Source organism: Embleya sp. NPDC055664 (assembly GCF_053618075.1).
The window spans coordinates 31674-49480 of record NZ_JBSHGZ010000035.1 but is presented as its reverse complement, the minus strand read 5'-3'; the positions used below and the strand labels follow the sequence as shown (position 1 = coordinate 49480).

13 protein-coding genes and 3 tRNA genes are annotated in these 17807 nt (G+C 70.5%); 10 read left to right on the top strand and 6 right to left on the bottom strand.

The window, feature by feature from the left end:
- Nucleotides 1–185 precede the first annotated feature (185 nt).
- From serA to cimA, 4 genes are all read left to right on the top strand, one after another.
- Nucleotides 186–1775 (top strand): phosphoglycerate dehydrogenase, encoded by a 1590-nt coding sequence (gene serA, locus ACWGR4_RS37870; protein ID WP_379995192.1) that lies wholly within the window; start codon nt 186–188, stop codon nt 1773–1775.
- Nucleotides 1776–2268: 493 nt separating this feature from the next.
- Nucleotides 2269–3312, top strand: coding sequence for a 3-isopropylmalate dehydrogenase (locus ACWGR4_RS37865; protein WP_078975292.1), 1044 nt, complete (start codon nt 2269–2271; stop codon nt 3310–3312).
- Between the two features lie 245 nt (nt 3313–3557).
- On the top strand, nt 3558–4685 hold the full coding sequence (locus ACWGR4_RS37860) for a branched-chain amino acid aminotransferase (RefSeq protein WP_452129444.1): 1128 nt from the start codon (nt 3558–3560) through the stop codon (nt 4683–4685).
- Between the two features lie 543 nt (nt 4686–5228).
- On the top strand, nt 5229–6857 hold the full coding sequence (gene cimA / locus ACWGR4_RS37855) for a citramalate synthase (RefSeq protein ID WP_452129445.1): 1629 nt from the start codon (nt 5229–5231) through the stop codon (nt 6855–6857).
- 19 nt (nt 6858–6876) lie between these two features.
- Here cimA and ACWGR4_RS37850 read toward each other — a convergent pair whose 3' ends face one another.
- The 5 genes from ACWGR4_RS37850 to ACWGR4_RS37830 form a co-directional block, all read right to left on the bottom strand.
- Nucleotides 6877–7365 carry a hypothetical protein gene (locus ACWGR4_RS37850; RefSeq protein ID WP_379995198.1) on the bottom strand — a complete coding sequence of 163 codons (489 nt, stop codon included), beginning with the start codon at nt 7363–7365 and terminating at the stop codon, nt 6877–6879.
- Between the two features lie 289 nt (nt 7366–7654).
- On the bottom strand, nt 7655–8245 hold the full coding sequence (locus tag ACWGR4_RS37845; protein ID WP_078975288.1) for a GTP-binding protein: 591 nt from the start codon (nt 8243–8245) through the stop codon (nt 7655–7657).
- The gene (locus tag ACWGR4_RS37840) at nt 8226–8705 is read right to left on the bottom strand and encodes a DUF742 domain-containing protein (protein ID WP_371863148.1); all 480 of its coding nucleotides are present in this window, start codon (nt 8703–8705) and stop codon (nt 8226–8228) included. The genes ACWGR4_RS37845 and ACWGR4_RS37840 overlap by 20 nt, the downstream gene beginning before the upstream one ends.
- Entirely contained in the window at nt 8597–9025 is a 429-nt protein-coding gene (locus ACWGR4_RS37835) for a roadblock/LC7 domain-containing protein (RefSeq protein ID WP_020553297.1), read from the bottom strand. Before ACWGR4_RS37835 ends, ACWGR4_RS37840 begins: the two co-directional genes overlap by 109 nt.
- On the bottom strand, nt 9022–13083 hold the full coding sequence (locus ACWGR4_RS37830; RefSeq protein WP_379995202.1) for a sensor histidine kinase: 4062 nt from the start codon (nt 13081–13083) through the stop codon (nt 9022–9024). Before ACWGR4_RS37830 ends, ACWGR4_RS37835 begins: the two co-directional genes overlap by 4 nt.
- A 527-nt stretch (nt 13084–13610) precedes the next feature.
- Between ACWGR4_RS37830 and ACWGR4_RS37825 the strand changes: the two genes are divergently transcribed.
- From ACWGR4_RS37825 to ACWGR4_RS37805, 5 genes are all read left to right on the top strand, one after another.
- A complete protein-coding gene (locus ACWGR4_RS37825) occupies nt 13611–13793 on the top strand; it encodes a hypothetical protein (protein ID WP_452129446.1) in 183 nt (60 codons plus the stop codon).
- Nucleotides 13794–13956: 163 nt separating this feature from the next.
- On the top strand, nt 13957–14757 hold the full coding sequence (locus ACWGR4_RS37820) for a fumarylacetoacetate hydrolase family protein (protein WP_379995206.1): 801 nt from the start codon (nt 13957–13959) through the stop codon (nt 14755–14757).
- A gap of 184 nt (nt 14758–14941) precedes the next feature.
- Nucleotides 14942–15013: transfer RNA gene (locus tag ACWGR4_RS37815), tRNA-Gln, on the top strand.
- A gap of 50 nt (nt 15014–15063) precedes the next feature.
- Nucleotides 15064–15139 (top strand) — tRNA-Glu (locus tag ACWGR4_RS37810).
- Nucleotides 15140–15191: 52 nt separating this feature from the next.
- Nucleotides 15192–15264: transfer RNA gene (locus tag ACWGR4_RS37805), tRNA-Glu, on the top strand.
- A gap of 185 nt (nt 15265–15449) precedes the next feature.
- Here the strand turns inward: ACWGR4_RS37805 and ACWGR4_RS37800 are convergent.
- Nucleotides 15450–16175, bottom strand: coding sequence for an IclR family transcriptional regulator (locus ACWGR4_RS37800; RefSeq protein WP_026218813.1), 726 nt, complete (start codon nt 16173–16175; stop codon nt 15450–15452).
- A gap of 219 nt (nt 16176–16394) precedes the next feature.
- Between ACWGR4_RS37800 and leuC the strand changes: the two genes are divergently transcribed.
- Nucleotides 16395–17807, top strand: coding sequence for a 3-isopropylmalate dehydratase large subunit (leuC, locus tag ACWGR4_RS37795; protein WP_452129447.1), 1413 nt, complete (start codon nt 16395–16397; stop codon nt 17805–17807).

Below are 17807 nucleotides of genomic sequence, written 5' to 3'. Positions count from 1 at the left end.
GGAGGCCGCCGATCGGCACCTGTACCTGACTGATCGTCAGAAACCGTGCCTCGCACGCCTGCGTCCACACATCGGACATCTGTGAAGTCCTTCACAAGGCGGCGGTAGGATCGGCCACGCGTCAGGCCACCCGTCGTGCGGCTTCGCGCGCGACCATCCGTCATCGCAGCAGGCGAAGGAAAACCGTGAGCAAGCCCGTCGTTCTGATCGCCGAGGAACTGTCGCCGGCCACCGTCGACGCCCTCGGACCCGACTTCGAGATCCGCCACTGCGACGGTGCCGACCGCGGTGAGCTGCTGTCCGCGATCGCCGACGTCGACGCCATCCTGATCCGCAGCGCCACCAAGGTGGACGCCGAGGCGATCGCCGCGGCCCGGCGGCTCAAGGTCGTCGCGCGCGCCGGCGTGGGTCTGGACAACGTCGACGTCCCCGCCGCCACCAAGGCCGGCGTGATGGTCGTCAACGCGCCCACCTCGAACATCGTCACCGCCGCCGAACTGGCCTGCGGCCTGATCATCTCGGTCGCGCGCAACATCCCGCAGGGCAGCGCCGCGCTCAAGAACGGCGAGTGGAAGCGCAGCAAGTACACCGGCGTCGAGCTGTCCGAGAAGACCCTCGGCGTGGTCGGCCTGGGCCGGATCGGCGTCCTGGTCGCGCAGCGCATGTCCGCGTTCGGGATGAACATCGTGGCCTACGACCCCTACGTGCAGCCCGCCCGCGCCGCGCAGATGGGCGTGCGACTGCTCACCCTGGACGAGGTCCTGGAGCAGTCCGACTTCATCACCGTGCACCTGCCGAAGACCCCGGAGACGCTGGGCCTGATCGGCGAGGACGCGCTGCGCCGGGTCAAGCCGACGGTGCGGATCGTCAACGCCGCGCGCGGCGGGATCGTCGACGAGGTCGCGCTGGCGTCCGCGCTCAAGGAGGGCCGGGTCGCCGGCGCCGGGCTCGACGTGTTCGCCAAGGAGCCGTGCACGGACAGCCCGCTGTTCGAGTTCGACAACGTGGTGGCCACGCCGCACCTGGGCGCGAGCACCGACGAGGCGCAGGAGAAGGCCGGCGTCGCGGTGGCCAAGTCGGTCCGGCTCGCGCTCGCCGGCGAACTGGTGCCGGACGCGGTCAACGTGCAGGGCGGTGTGATCGCCGAGGACGTACGTCCGGGCCTGCCGCTCGCCGAGAAGCTGGGCCGGATCTTCACCGCCCTGGCCGGCGGCGTCGCGGTCCGCCTCGACGTCGAGGTGCGTGGCGAGATCACCCAGCACGATGTGAAGGTGCTGGAGCTGGCGGCGCTCAAGGGCGTGTTCGCCGACGTGGTGGAGGAATCGGTCTCCTACGTCAACGCCCCCCTGCTCGCGCAGGAGCGCGGCGTGGAGATCCGGCTCACCACCGGCTCGGAGAGCCCCGACCACCGCAACCTGGTCACCGTGCGCGGCACGCTCGCCGACGGCGAGGAGATCTCGGTCTCCGGCACCCTCGCGGGCCCCAAGAACATCGAGAAGATCGTCGAGGTGCACGGCTTCGACGTGGACCTGGTGCTCACCGCGCACATGGTCTTCCTGCGCTACGCCGACAAGCCCGGCGTGGTCGGCGTGATCGGCCGCCACCTCGGCGAGGCGGGCGTCAACATCGCCGGCATGCAGGTCGCCCGCGCCGCCAAGGGCGGCGAGGCGCTGGTCGCGCTGACCGTCGACACCACGGTCGAGCCGCAGATCCTGAACGCCATCGCCGAGGAGATCGGCGCCGCGTTCGTGCGCTCGGTGAACCTGGAGGACTGAGTTTCGTCCGGTCGACCGGACGAAACCGGTCCAGCGACACGGCGGACTCGATGAGGAAGGGCCCGGATACCCCAAGGGGTGCCCGGGCCCTTCCTCGTTGTCGACGCGCCTCGGTGCGCCGACGCCGTTCCGCTACGCCGGGTGGGGGTTGTCGGTCTCAGATAGTAGGAACTCCGAGTAAATTGCAGACATCGATGTCGTTCGTCGCCTACCGTGAAGGAAGACGGCTCCTTCCGTTTCCGGAAATCCCCGTACGGCAGGAAATTTCGGCACGCCCACAAGGCCCTCGCACGTGTCCGTCGCACACCGTGTAATCACCGGCCTTGTGAAGGAAGTGCAGTCATGGACGAAACCACGCGCCGCAACGCCGCCCGAGCCCTCCAGCGCGCCCTCGACCGGCGCGACAACGGAGGCCCGGCCGACGAGGAGCGCTGAGCGTCCCATCATCCGGACGCCGCATGTCGGCCCATGGGACGAAAGGTAGGGTCCCCGCATGTCTCGCAGCATTCGTCTCGCAGTGGTTCCCGGTGACGGCATCGGCCAGGAAGTGGTCGCGGAGGGTTTGAAGGTCCTCGGCGCCGTACTCCCCGCCGACGTCAAGGTGGAGACCACCGAGTACGACCTCGGTGCCCGCCTGTACCACCGCACGGGAGAGACGCTGCCCGACAGCGTGCTCGCCGAGTTGCGCGACCGGGACGCGATCCTGCTCGGCGCCATCGGCGACCCGAGCGTGCCCTCGGGGGTCCTGGAGCGGGGCCTGCTGCTCAAGCTCCGCTTCGCCTTCGACCACCACGTCAACCTGCGCCCGGCCCGCCTGGCGCCGGGCGTCGTCTCACCCCTCGGACCCGACGCGAAGATCGACTTCGTGGTGGTCCGCGAGGGCACCGAGGGCCCGTACACCGGCAACGGCGGCTCGCTGCGCACCGGCACCGAGCACGAGGTGGCCACCGAGGTCAGCGTCAACACCGCGTTCGGCATCGAGCGGGTCGTGCGCGACGCGTTCGCCCGCGCCCAGGCCCGGCCGCGCAAGAAGCTGACCCTGGTGCACAAGAACAACGTGCTGGTCCACGCCGGACACCTGTGGACGCGGATCTTCCAGGCCGTGGCCGCCGACTTCCCCGACGTCACCACCGACTACCTGCACGTGGACGCGGCGACCATCTTCATGGTCACCCAGCCCGAGCGCTTCGACGTGATCGTCACCGACAACCTCTTCGGCGACATCATCACCGACCTCGCCGCCGCCATCGCGGGCGGCATCGGCCTCGCGGCCAGCGGGAACATCAACCCGTCGGGCGAGTTCCCGTCCATGTTCGAGCCGGTACACGGCTCCGCGCCGGACATCGCCGGCCAGGGCAAGGCCGACCCCACCGCCGCGGTGTTGTCGGTGGCCATGCTGCTCGAACACCTCGGCCGGACCGAGGAGGCCCGCCGGGTCGAGGCCGCCGTGTACGCCGACCTCGCCGAGCGGGCGACCCTCGGCGCGCGCACCACGTCGCAGATCGGCGACGCGCTCGCCGCCCGAGTAGCCGGCTGATTCGCCGGCCACCACCACGTCCGTCGACCGGGACCGTCGACGCGTGCCCCCTGCCGGACCGGCGAATCGGTCGTTCGGCGGGACGGGGGCCGCGCCTGTCGGGATCCCGGTCGACTGCGTTAACGTCTCACCGGGTGGAACGCGGGTGCGGTTCCCGGGACACTTCCAGTACGTCCATGTGCGGGAAGCCGGGTACTCGCAGCCCCGGCCCCGCCATACTCCACGGTGAAGGACGAGAACCAGCCATGACGACTGCCGCCCCGCAGGAGCCCTCCCTCCAGGCACCCCTGTCGATCGACCTCAAGCCCACCTCGCATCCGCTGAGCGACGCCGAACGCGCCACGCGTCTGGAGAACCCGGGCTTCGGCCGGGTGTTCACCGAGCACATGGTGACGATCAAGTGGAGCGCCGGACGCGGCTGGTACGACGCGCAGCTCACCCCCTACGCGTCCCTGGACATCGACCCCGCGAACATGACGCTGCACTACGCGCAGTCCATCTTCGAAGGGCTCAAGGCCTACCGCCGCCCCGACGGCAGCGTGGCCACCTTCCGGCCCTACGCCAACGCCGAGCGCTTCCAGCACTCCGCGCGCCGCCTGGCCATGCCGGAGCTGCCCCAGGACCTGTTCGTGGCCGCGGTGGACGCGCTGATCCGCCAGGACATCGCCTGGGTGCCCGGCGCGCCCGAGGAGAGCCTGTACATCCGGCCCTTCATGTTCGCCACCGAGGTCGGACTCGGCGTGCGTCCCTCGAACGAGTTCCTGTTCGTGGTGATCGCCTCGCCCGCGGGCCCGTACTTCGCGGGCGGCGTCAAGCCGGTCTCGGTCTGGCTCTCGCAGGAGTACGTGCGCGCGGTGCCCGGTGGCACCGGCGCGGCCAAGTGCGCCGGCAACTACGCCGCGTCACTGGTCGCCCAGGCCCAGGCCATCGAGCAGGGCTGTGACCAGGTGGTCTGGCTGGACGCGGTGGAGCGTCGCTGGATCGAGGAGATGGGCGGGATGAACCTGTACTTCGTGTACGGGGAGGGCAAGGACGCGCGGATCGTCACCCCGCGCCTGACCGGCTCGCTGCTGCCCGGCATCACCCGCGACTCGCTGCTGCGGCTGGCCGCCGACCGTGGCTACGCGGCGGAGGAGGCGCAGATCTCGGTCGACGACTGGCGCGAGGGCAACGCGGACGGCACCCTCACCGAGGTCTTCGCCTGCGGCACCGCCGCGGTGATCACCCCGGTCGGCTCGGTCAAGTCCACCACCGCGAACTGGACCGTCGGCACGGGCGAGGCAGGCCCGATCACCATGGAACTCCGCAAGGCCCTGGTCGACATCCAAACGGGCCGTGCGGACGACGTGCACGGCTGGACGCATAACATCTAGGCGGCCTCCGGCCGCTCCGGAACGCGCGCTTCGCGCGGTGCGGCTACGCCGCAGCGGCCTCCGGCCGCTCCGGTAAATCGCGCTTCGCGCGGTGCGGCTACGCCGCAGCGGCCTCCGGCCGCTCTCCTCGCACGCTCGTCGATCACCGGTCGACGATCACATCGTGGGCGCCGACGCGCCGGGGAGCGGCCGGATCCGCAGCGGCCTCCGGGGCCCGCGCGCCCGCGCCTCGCAGTAGTCCGCAGCTCGTCCACCCGACGCAACGGGTGGAGCGGGTGGGTATACAAAAATCCGCACCGACCACATAGTGAGACCGCCCGACCACGCGCCGCCGAGTATGCCAAAATCGGAACCATGCAGCAGTGGCTCATTATTAGCCGCAGCGTGCCGGCAACGGGCCGATCCCCCCACAAGGGGTGAGCGAACCGCCCACCGCCCGCACGCAGACCTCTCGCGACCGCGAGGGGTCTTTTTGTTTGCCGCACCATCCACGCGGTGAGCACCCGCGCGCGGGCCCGCCATTTCTGACCGATGGGAGAACCCATGCACCCCACGACGACCGACCCGAGCGCCTTCCACGTCTTCGACACCACGCTCCGGGACGGTTCACAACGCGAGGGCATCAACCTCACGGTGTCCGACAAGCTCACCGTGGCCCGCCATCTGGACGACTTCGGCGTCGGCTTCATCGAGGGCGGCTGGCCCGGCGCGGTGCCGCGCGATACCGAGTTCTTCCGCCGGGCCAAGGACGAACTGCAGTTGGTCAACGCCGTCCTGGTCGCCTTCGGCTCGACCCGCAAGGCCGGTACCACCGCTGCCGCGGACCCCCAGGTGCAGGCACTGCTGGACTCCGACGCGCCGGTCGTGTGCCTGGTGGCCAAGTCGCACGACAAACACGTCTCGCTCGCGCTGCGCACCACGCTCGACGAGAACCTGGAGATGGTCCGGGACACCGTCGCGCACCTGTGTGCGCAGGGCCGCCGGGTGTTCGTCGACTGCGAGCACTTCTTCGACGGCTACCGGGCCAATCCGGGGTACGCGCTGAGCGTGGTCGCCGCCGCGCACGACGCGGGCGCCGAGGTGGTCGTGCTGTGCGACACCAACGGCGGCATGTTGCCCACCGGGGTCCGCGAGATCGTCACCGAGGTGCACGCCGCCACCGGAGCCCGCCTCGGCATCCACGCGCAGGACGACACGGGCTGCGCGGTGGCCAACACCCTCGCGGCCGTCGAGGGCGGTGCCACGCACGTCCAGTGCACCGCCAACGGCTACGGCGAACGGGTCGGCAACGCCAACCTGTTCCAGGTGGTCGGCAACCTCGAACTCAAGCACGACATGCGCGTGCTGCCCGAGGGCAAGCTGCGCGAGATGACCCGGATCTCGCACGCGATCGCCGAGGTGGTCAACCTCGCCCCGTCCACCCACCTGCCCTACGTGGGCGTGTCCGCGTTCGCGCACAAGGCCGGTCTGCACGCGTCCGCGATCAAGGTCGACCCCGACCTGTACCAGCACATCGACCCGGCCCGGGTCGGCAACGACATGCGCATGCTGATCTCGGACATGGCCGGCCGGGCCTCGATCGAACTCAAGGGCCGCGAGCTGGGCTACGACCTCTCCGACGACAAGGACCTGGTCGGCCGGGTGGTCAACCAAGTCAAGGAGCGCGAGGCGGCGGGCTACACCTACGAGGCCGCCGACGCGTCGTTCGAACTGCTGCTGCGCGATGAAAGCCTGGGCCGGGCGCGGTTCTTCACCCTGGAGTCGTGGCGCGCGATCAGCGAACAGCGCGGCGACGGGGTCCCGGTCAACGAGGCGACGGTGAAGCTGTACGCCAAGGGCGAGCGGATCGTGGCGACCGGCGAGGGCAACGGCCCGGTCAACGCGCTCGACCGCGCGCTGCGGCTGGCCCTGGAGCGCATCTACCCGCAGCTCGCGACGTTCGAGCTGATGGACTACAAGGTCCGACTGTTGGAGGGCCGCCACGGCACCGACGCGATCACGCGCGTGCTGGTGGAGACCACCGACGGCAAGCAGGAGTGGAGCACCGTCGGTGTCGCGGAGAACGTGATCGCGGCGTCCTGGCAGGCCCTGGAGGACGCGTACACCTACGGACTGCTCAAGGCGGGCCTGACCCCCGGTGTACGACACACCGAGGGTCCGGACGGCGCGTAGCGGCCGATGTGACGAACCGTCAGGGGCGGCCGGGGCGGAACGAACGCCACCCGTCGCCCCACGGTTCGTCCCAACCCGCCGGCAGCGGCGACAGGGCTCCCGGCGGCGGGGCCGGCAGCACGGACGGAGCGGGCGGGGTGGGTGGAGCGGTGGGCGGCACGGGAGTTGCCGGCGTCACCGTCCGGGGCTGAGGCGGAGCCGGCGGGGCGGGCGGACGCACGGGGGAGGAGGCCAGCGGACTGGCCGCGGTCATCGGGTTCGGCGGCAGCAGCGGTTCGCTCTCCTCGAGACGTGCCAACTCGCGTCCGACGGCGAAGCGTTCCAGGCGCCCCCGGACCTCTTCCGGTTCCCGGGAGACGGAAAGCTCCCGATCGAGGCCGAACTCCTCGGCCGCCGCGCCCGGCAGCAGGTTCGCCTGCGGGGGCCTTCGCGGCAGCCCCGATTCGGTCGTTCCGTCGACCATCGGAAGGCGGGCCGCTTGTGCCGCGCGCCTGCTGTTGTCGTCCACCGAACCCCACCTCGGTTCGTTGTTGGGCCTGCGCCTCAAAACGTTCTGATATCAATTGGGCAACAGATGGCTATGGAAGGACCCTAGCAATGTGTGGGCCGAGGCGGAGACTCGGCCGGGCATGTCGCCGCGTCCTGTCACACGTTTGTCGAATTCCCCGTACAACCCTCGGGAATCCTCCCCGGGCCGTTCGCACGGCGACAACACCTCAGGCGAACCCCGCAATGGGATTCGCCTGAGGTGTGCTGGTGCAAAATACGAAAAAAACAGGTGGAACGTGTACCGAAGGTCAGCGCAGGCGAGCCATCAGAGCATGCTCGACCAGCGTGATCAGGGTCGACTTGGCCGATTCGCGGCGCCGTGCGTCACAGCTCACGATCGGGGTGTCGGGCCCTATTTGCAATGCCTCGCGGACATCCTCCGCGTGGTGGGTCTGCAATCCGTCGAAGCAGTTCAACGCGACGATGAACGGCAGACCGCTGTTCTCGAAGTAGTCGATCGCGGGGAAACAATCGGCGAGTCGGCGGGTGTCCACCAGAACCACGGCGCCGATCGCGCCGCGGACCAGGTCGTCCCACATGAACCAGAATCGGTGCTGACCCGGAGTACCGAACAGGTACAGGATCAGATCCTCGTCCAGCGTGATGCGACCGAAGTCCATCGCGACCGTGGTGGTCTGCTTGTCCGGCGTCGCCGACAGGTCGTCGACCCCGGCGCTCGCGGACGTCATGACCGCTTCGGTACGCAGCGGAGCGATCTCCGAGACGGCACCGACGAGCGTGGTCTTGCCCACGCCGAATCCGCCGGCGACGACGATCTTCGCCGACGTGGTGGAGGACCTGGCGGGAACCGGGCCCGGGCTAGAGCTTGCGAAGTCCACTGAGCACCCTTTCGAGCAGCGTGACGTCCGGCTGCCCCTGGTCGTTCCCGGGCTGGTGGATGACCACCAGGCCGGCTTCGGCGAGATCCGCGACGAGGACGCGGGCGACACCGAGCGGGATGGTGAGCAGAGCCGAGATCTCGGCTACCGACTTGACCTCCCGACACAGCGCGCAGATGCGCTGGTGCTCGGGCAACAGGCCGGGTGGATTGGCCACCTGAGGTGTCGTGGTGACCAAGGCCTCCAGCGCGAGCTGGTAGCGAGGCCGGGTACGACCACCGGTCATGGCATACGGGCGGACCAGGGTCTCGTGAAACTCCTGGTCCCCGTGATCGGACATATCCGAAGGTGTCATCGCGGCAGTGCACCTTGGAGTTCGGCGCGCAGCGCCGGCGTGAGCACGGCGCCCGCGCGATCGACGAGCAGGGCCATCTCGTAGCCGATCAGGCCGATGTCGCACTCCGGCGACGCCAGCACGGCCAACGAGGAGCCGTCCGAAATCGACATGATAAAGAGGAAACCCCGTTCCATTTCCACGACCGTCTGGGTGACGTGCCCGCCCTCGAAGATACGGGACGCACCCTGGGTCAGGCTGGTCAAACCCGATGCGACGGCGGCGAGCTGGTCGGCCCGGTCGCGAGGGAAGCCCTCGGACAGGGCGAGCAGCAGGCCGTCCGCGGAGACCACGACCGTGTGCGACACCCCGGGGGTGTTGTCCACGAAGTTCGTGATCAGCCAGTTCAGGTTCTGCGCGGCCTGGCTCAACGACTTCTCAGTCATGCCTGCTCCTGGTTGTTCTCGTCACGAGGTCGAGGGGCGGATCCCCCGGCCCCGGCGGTGCGACCCTGCTGGATGCCCCGGCGGAAGTTGGTCAGCCGTCCACGGACCTCGTCGGGCGACCGGGACAGGCCCGGCCCGCTCGGCGCGGTCGGTCGACCCGGCTCCCGACGGGACCCGGCCGCGGCAGAGCCCGCACCCGTGTGACCCGGGGCCTGAGCCCCGCCGGACTGCTCGACGCCGCCCGGCACCAGGTTGGCGCGGGGCACACGTCGGGGCAGGCCCGCTCCGGTGGTGCCACCCGAGGACGGCTCACGAGCGGCCTCGGCCGCGCGCCAACCGTCGTCACCCGCGGAGTACCAACCCGACTGCGGCCCCTGCGGGCCGCCGGCGGGGGAGACCGCGGCGGACTGCTCGACGACCTCGTCCGGCTCCGTCGGCGTCCCGAACATGTCGGTGGCGGGCTGCTGACGCCCACCGCCGAACGCCGGTGCCGGCTCGGCCGGTGCCTGCGGCGGATTGGTCGCCATCGGCACCCGACGATCGAGATCGCCCAACGGACCCGGATCCGGGAGCGCCTGCTCGCCTGCCGGTACGGCTCGCTCCCCGCCTCGCGGCGTGGAACGGACCTGCGCGGCACGCATCCGACCGCCGCGGTTGCCCTGGCGGTGGAACCAGTCCGACTCGAGTGTGTCGAAGATGGGAAGCCTACCGTCGTCCCCGGTGCTCGGGGGCGCACTCATGTCCAACTCGGACGGAGCAGGCACCTGTTCGGCGATTTCCTGCGCACCGACGGGCGCGAACGGACCGGTTTCCGAACGACCCGGACCGGCCGGCTCGAACGGTGAGACCGCCGGACGCACATCGCCCTGCGGGCCGCGCACCTGCTCGGCCCTGGCGTGCTCGTCCTGCTCCGACCGCACCGGCAGGGGACGCGTCTGCGCCGGACCGCGCAGCACGGGCAGCGCGTCGCCGGTGTCCATCCCGAGTTCGTCTCCGGACTCGGGCGCCCGCTGCGGCAGTTCGTCGCGACGGGTCAACTCCTCCCGGCGCGGCGCGTCGTAGCCGGACGGCACCTCGGCCGGCGGCGCGACGGGCTCGATCGGCGGCAGCGGCGCCACCGGGGTGAGTTCGTCGTACTCGGTGCCCCAGGTCGGGCGCTGCGGCTCGTCCCGGCGCGGTGCGAGCTCCGCACCCGGGCCGCCGAACTGCCCGGACTGCTCGTAGCCGAGCGGGTCGAGCGGGTCGATGTCGGCCTCGGGACGCGGCTCGTCCGCGTATCCGAACGGTGACGCGAACTGCGAGGTGTCACCCGCGCGTACGGTGCCGTCGCCGAACTGCGGCGCGGCCGGGAAGGACCCGGTGTCCGTGCCGAACTGCGCCTGCTGTGCCTCGGCTCCGAGGTGGTCCTCGGCGGTGCCGAACATCGGCGCCGGCGGCGCGGCCGGGAAGGCGCCCGTGTCCTGGGCCGACGGCCCGACCGGGGCGAACGGGTTGTCCCGACCGGGCGTGGCCGGCGGCGGCGAACTCGGGGCGCGGTGCGCACCGGTGCTGTGCACGCCCGGCTCGCTCGCGAACGGGTTCACCGTGCCCGGGTACGGCGTGTCCTGCCCGGTCGAGGCGTCCTGGAAGGACGGCGCCTCGAAGGACTGGGTGCTGCCGTAGGACGGCTCCTGCTGCACCGGCGCCTGGGCGGGCCGGTTGTCCGCGGCCGGCGTCGGCTGGGGCGGCTGGTTGACCGGCTGCACCGGCGTCTCGGCGCTGCGCTGCGGCAGTTCGCGCCGCCGGTTGCGCTCCTGGGCCCGGCTGCCGACCCGAGGACCGGGCAGGGCCGGCGCGGCGGGCGTGGCCGAGGGCAGTTCCTCGCTCCAGCCGGACACCGCGGCCGCGGTCTTGTCGCCGCCCTTGCTCCACCCGTCGCCGCCCCCGGGGCGGTCGCCCTGGATGAGCTCGATCGGGAGCATGACCAGCGCGGTGGTACCGCCACCCTCGCCCGGCCGGAGCTGGACGCGGATGCCGTGGCGGGTGGCCAGTCGGCCGACCACGAACAGACCCATGCGACGCGAGATGGACACGTCCACCACCGGCGGACGGGCCAGCCGCTGGTTGGCGTCGGCGAGGTCGTCGCCGGTGAGCCCGATGCCGTTGTCGTGGATCTCGATCAGCGCCCGGCCGTCGGGAAGGATGTGGCCGGTGACGCGGACCTTGGTGTGCGGGCTGGAGAACGTGGTGGAGTTCTCCAGCAACTCGGCGAGCAGGTGCACGAGGTCGTTGACCGCGCGGCCGGCGATGTCGGTGGTGGGCAGCGCGCCCAACTCGACCCGCTCGTACTGCTCCACCTCGGAGGCCGCGGCGCGCAGCACGTCGACCAGCGGAACCGGTCGGGTCCAGCGCCGGCCCGGCTCCTCGCCCGCGAGCACCAGGAGGTTCTCACCGTTGCGGCGCATGCGGGTGGCGAGGTGGTCGAGCTTGAACAGGTTGGCCAGCTGGTCCGGGTCCGCCTCGCGGTTCTCCAGGTCGGAGATGAGCGCAAGCTGACGCTGGATCAGGCTCTGGCTGCGGCGCGAGAGGTTGACGAACATCGAGTTGACGTTGCCACGCAGCAGGGCCTGTTCGGCGGCGAGTCGTACGGCCTCGGCGTGCACCGCGTCGAACGCGCGCGCCACCTGGCCGATCTCGTCCCGGGACAACACGCCGATCGGCTCGATGGCCAGGTCCACGTCGCCGGGGTCCGACTCGGAGAGTCGGCGCACCGTCTCGGGCAGCCGCTCCTCGGCGACCTCGAGCGCGGACCGACGCAGCGTGTTGAGCGAACGCACCAGCGAACGGGCCACGATCACACCGAGCAGGATGGTGATCAACAGCGCGCCGACGACGAGGATCGTGTTGACCAGGGCGTCGGTACGGGCCTGGTCGCGCAGGTCCTTCGCGGTGGCGGTCAGCTTCTTGCCCAGCTGGGCCTCGACCTGACCGAGCGCGCCGATCTTGTCCGTGGACAGCGTCCACCAGGTCTGCTGGTTGAACTCGCCGATGTTGTCCAGCTTGGCGTTGCCGCCGGGCTTGGGAGCGGACACCGCGGCGCCGACCATGCCCTTGAACTGCTGGAAGGCCTCTTCGACCAGGGTGATCTTGTCCCGGCTGACGCCCGACTTGTACAGCGCGCTCCAGTCGGCGGGGGCGACGCTGATGAACGCGCGGATCGCGTTCTGCTCGCCCTCGTTCAGTCGCGCGAGCGTCTCGCCCGCCTCCAGCGGGAGGTCGTTCGGCTTGAGCGCGTACGCGACGACCGCGGCGCGCTGCGAGGACGCGTACGCCTTCGCCTCGCCGAACGAACCCAGCGCGCGGGCGCCCTGGATCAGGTCGGCGTCACGGGTGACCTCGGGCGCCTCCTGGTTGATCTGCAGCAGCTGCAGGATCATCTTGTTGTAGGCGTCGATGGTGCTGCGGGTGCTGGTCTTGAAGGCGTCCTGACGGGTGCGGTTCAACTCCGTCAGCGAGTGGCCGATGTCCTTGAGCGTGGCACCGAGCACCGGCATCGAGTCGGTGTTCAGCTTCGCGGCGCTTGCGTTGTAGACGGTGACCTGGTCGTCGGTGGTCTTCTTGGCCTTGTTCACCTCGCCCGTCAGATCCGCCGACGGAGCCACGCTCGCCTGCGCGAGCAGGTCGCGTTCCTGCTCCAGCCACGCGGCCAGCGTCGACGCCTGGTCGATGATGGCCGATGCCTTTTGCACCGTGTCCATCTCTTGCGTCTTGTCGATCGACGACTGGATACGCAGGCCGCCGAGCAACGCGGCGACCACGACCGGGAGCAGGAGCAGCGCGGTGATCCGGGTGCGGATGCGCCAGTTCCTGATCGAGAACAGCAACTTGAGCCGGGACGGTGCCGTCCCGGCGGGCCGGGCTGCCCCGGCGCCGGCTAGGGAGTCCCCGACGGAGTCGGGGGTCTCGTTGGCGTCCTGGGGTCCGCTGGCTTGCTGCGGGGCTCGCACCTCCGGCGTGGCGGGGCCGGCCGTGGCCGGGGCCCCTGCGGAGTCGTGCTGCTTCTTCCGACGTCCCTGCACTAGCGTCGCAACCTCTTGTGACCAGTCGTTAGACCCGCCGGTAAGGCGAGGCTCGTGTGCGCGTAAATCCCTGGATTCGCGTTCTTCCCAGGGCACCTCCGTCGCGCTCGCGCGACAAGGTGAAGGAACTCCGCTTGTTGGGAACCACCCCCGTGGTCGCAGGCATTTCAGCACAGCCACGGGGCCGCAACAAGATAGCGGGGTCCGGACAAACCGTGATTCAACCCGATCTCGGCGATTAAGCCGTTTCGGGCGGCATTCAGCCGGTATTAACGGACGATCAGGGGCAAAATGCCATACGTTTGTCGAGGTTCCGGGGAGGTGAAAATCACATATTGATGTGCCGGCTCGAACACCTGGTGTAAACCGTGATGTGCGGTCGGTGAGCAGCAGCCGTGGGTGACCCGTGACCACCCCCGACGTAACCACGGGTAATCTTGGCGGGCAAGACTGCACAGGGTGCACGACATCGCACCCCGCGCGCATCTGTGGACGAGAACGAGCGAGAACAGCGAGAACCGGGAACCGTGGACACCATCAGCACGCACCGCCCCAGCACGGCCAACCCCAGGCGTACGCAGGTCGACGCGGTGCTACCGCGTCAGCGCACGACAGAGGCCGCCCGGTCGGTCATCGCCGAGGTGCGCACCGCGAACCCCCGGCGGACGAACCTGATGGACGTCCCGACCGACGCCGACACCTCGGCCTGAGCCGCCGACGTCCCGGATCCACCGCCGGCCGCACGCCCCTCGCACCCTTCCCCCGTCACGCCCGTCACCTGCGCATCCGCCGCGGCGCGACGCCGACCCGGGTCGCGCCCGCGTAGCCTTGGGCACGTCTCGTTCGTGACTCTCCGGCAAGGGTGACCCCATCGTGCGCATCGCCAGGTTCTCCACCGACGATTCCGTCTCCTTCGGGGTGGTGACCGGCGACGCCGACCGACCCGAGTCACTGGTCGTACACGCCCTCGCGGGCCACCCCTTCGGCGAACTGCGGCCCACCGGCGCGCAACACGCGCTGTCCTCGGTGCGCCTGCTCGCGCCGGTGTTGCCCAGCAAGGTGGTGGCGATCGGCAAGAACTACGCCGCGCACGCCGCCGAGATGGGCAGTGCGCTCCCGGACGCGCCGATCACCTTCCTCAAGCCGTCCACGTCCGTGATCGGACACGGCGACGGCATCGCGTACCCGCAGATCTCCGACGAGGTGCACCACGAGGCCGAACTGGCCGTGGTGATCGGCCGGATGTGCCGCGACGTGCCCGCCGAGCGGGTGGCGGAGGTGATCTTCGGCTTCACCTGCGCCAACGACGTGACCGCGCGCGATCTGCAGCGCACCGAGGGCCAGTGGGGCCGGGCCAAGGGCATGGACACCTTCTGCCCGCTGGGCCCTTGGGTGGAGACCGACATCACGCTCGACCAGGTCACCGAGGGCGAGGGGTTGACCGTGGCGTGCACGGTCAACGGCGAGGTGCGCCAAGCCGGCAGCACCGGGCAGATGATCCGCACCGTCACCGAGTTGATCGTGCACGTCACCCAGGCGATGACGCTGCTGCCCGGCGACGTGCTGCTGACCGGCACGCCGGCGGGGGTCGGACCACTGCACGTGGGCGACCGGGTCTCGGTCACCGTGGGTGGCGTCGGCACCCTCACGAACACCGTGGTCAAGCGCGGCTGAACGGGTCTTCCGCGCACGTCGTGGGCGGGCCGGCCGGACTTGTGGTGGTTCGAACGGGGGACCGGTAACCCGTTTTGGTCACGCGCGCCTCATCGGGTAAAGTTCTTCTCGTGCCGCCCCGCAAGGGAGCAGCGCGGAGCGAAGTCCTCGCAAAAACCCCCGGGTAAGGCGAAGGACCGAGCATTGGGGTATGGGGTAATTGGCAGCCCGACGGTTTCTGGTTCCGTTAGTCTAGGTTCGAGTCCTGGTACCCCAGCTGCATCGCCTTCGGGCGATGTCGCTGGTAAGAGTTGATGATTGCGATCTGGCCCCGTTGTGTAGTGGCCTAGCACGCCGCCCTCTCAAGGCGGTAGCGCGGGTTCGAATCCCGTCGGGGCTACCAGATCGTCACCGTGTCGCCTCGCAGGCGGCTCGGAGCAACACCGGCAATACGAGGCCCCGTTGTGTAGTGGCCTAGCACGCCGCCCTCTCAAGGCGGTAGCGCGGGTTCGAATCCCGTCGGGGCTACCTCGAAGAAGAAGACCTCTCGCACTCGCGGGAGGTCTTCTTTGTTTCCCGGGCACGGTGTGCCGACGCGGCGCCGATGTGGGTGCCGACGCGGAGGGTCGGGGGTACACCCCGCGCGGGCCGCGTCGGCGATCGCCCCGGCGGCGCCGGCCCGGACGCTCGGCGGCGTCCGGGGTCGACGGGGGTCAGACCTCCACCTGGGCCCGGCGCAGTGCGTCGGACAACTTGGCGGCGGCCTCCATCACGGCCTGCGCGTGCAGCCGCCCGGGGTGCCGGGTCAGCCGCTCGATCGGGCCGGAGACGGACACCGCGGCCACCACGCGGTTGCTGGGGCCGCGCACGGCGGCGGAGACGGACGCGACGCCCGGCTCACGTTCGCCGATGCTCTGCGCCCAGCCGCGGCGCCGCACGCCGGAGAGCGTGGTGGCGGTGAACCGCGCGCCCTGCAGACCCCGGTGCAGCCGCTCCGGCTCCTCCCAGGCGAGCAGGCACTGCGCGGCCGAACCGGCCTTCATCGGCAGCGTGCTGCCGACGGGGACGGTGTCGCGCAGGCCGGAGAGCCGCTCGGCCGCGGCCACGCACACGCGCATGTCGCCCTGGCGCCGGTAGAGCTGCGCGCTCTCGCCGGTGATGTCGCGCATGTGCGCGAGCACCGGGTGCGCGGCGGCGAGCAGCCGGTCCTCGCCGGCCGCGGCGGCCAGCTCGGCCAGCCGCGGGCCGAGCACGAAGCGACCCTGCATGTCGCGGGCGACCAGACGGTGGTGCTCCAGGGCGACCGCGAGTCGATGCGCCGTGGGCCGGGCAAGACCGGTTATGGCGACGAGTCCCGCGAGCGTGGCGGGACCGGCTTCGAGCGCGGCCAGCACGACAGCGGCCTTGTCGAGAACGCCGACTCCGCTAGAATTGTCCATGCCTTGATATTGCCGTCTCGGATTACGAGACGCAAGTCCACCCTCGGGCCCGGTGCCGGCACAGTGGCGCAACGCGCCGAGCCGACCACCGGAGAACAGCCGGGAAGCGTCGGGACGTGGGCACGCGTCAGGGCGTCGATCGCGGATACGGAATCAGCCGCACCCGCGCGACACGAGGGACACACAGCGCCGGCAATGGCGCCGGCCGGAGGGACAGCGATGGGACGGACACTCGCGGAGAAGGTCTGGGACGCACACGTGGTGCGTCGCGCGGAGGGCGAGCCGGACCTGCTCTACATCGACCTGCACCTGCTGCACGAGGTGACCAGTCCGCAGGCGTTCGACGGTCTGCGTCAGGCCGGCCGCCCGGTCCGGCGCACCGATCTCACGATCGCGACCGAGGACCACAACACGCCGACGCTCGACGTCGACAAACCCATCGCGGACCCGGTCTCGCGCGCCCAGATCGAGACGCTGCGCAAGAACGCCGCCGAGTTCGGGGTCCGGATCCACTCGCTGGGCGACGTGGAACAGGGCATCGTGCACGTGGTCGGCCCGCAGCTCGGGCTGACCCAGCCGGGCACGACCGTGGTCTGCGGGGACAGCCACACCGCGACCCACGGCGCGTTCGGCGCACTGGCGTTCGGCATCGGCACCAGCCAGGTCGAGCACGTGCTGGCCACCCAGACACTGCCGATGGCGCCGTTCAAGACGATGGCGGTGACCGTCGAGGGCGCGCTGCCCGAGGGGGTCGGTGCCAAGGACCTGATCCTCGCGGTGATCGCGCGGATCGGCACCGGCGGCGGTCAGGGCTATGTCATCGAGTATCGCGGTCAGGCGATCCGCAACCTCTCGATGGAGGGCCGGATGACCGTGTGCAACATGTCGATCGAGGCCGGCGCCCGGGCGGGCATGATCGCCCCGGACGAGACCACGTTCGCGTACCTGGACGGCCGCCCGCACGCGCCGCAGGGCGCCGACTGGGACACCGCCGTCGCGTACTGGCGGAGCCTGGTCACCGATGAGGACGCGGTGTTCGACAAGGAAGTGGTGATCGACGCGGCCGAACTCTCGCCGTTCGTCACCTGGGGGACCAACCCCGGCCAGGGCGCGCCGCTGGCCGAGTCGGTGCCGGACCCGGTCGCGATCGTGGACCCGGTCGAGCGTGCGGCGGCCGAGAAGGCCATCGCGTACATGGGTCTGACGGCTGGCCAGAAACTGCGCGACATCGCGGTGGACACGGTCTTCGTCGGCTCGTGCACCAACGGCCGGATCGAGGACCTGCGCGAGGTGGCCGACATCGTCAAGGGCCGCAAGGTCGCCGACGGTGTGCGGATGCTGGTCGTTCCGGGTTCGGTGCGGGTCTCGCTCCAGGCCGTTTCCGAGGGCCTGGACAAGGTGTTCACCGAGTTCGGCGCCGAGTGGCGCTATGCGGGCTGCTCGATGTGCCTGGGCATGAACCCCGACCAACTCGCCCCCGGCGAGCGCAGCGCGTCCACGTCCAACCGCAACTTCGAGGGACGGCAGGGCAAGGGCGGCCGTACCCACCTGGTCTCGCCGCAGGTCGCCGCCGCGACCGCCGTGCTGGGCCACCTGGCCGCCCCCGCCGACCTGAGCACCGCAGGAGTCTGA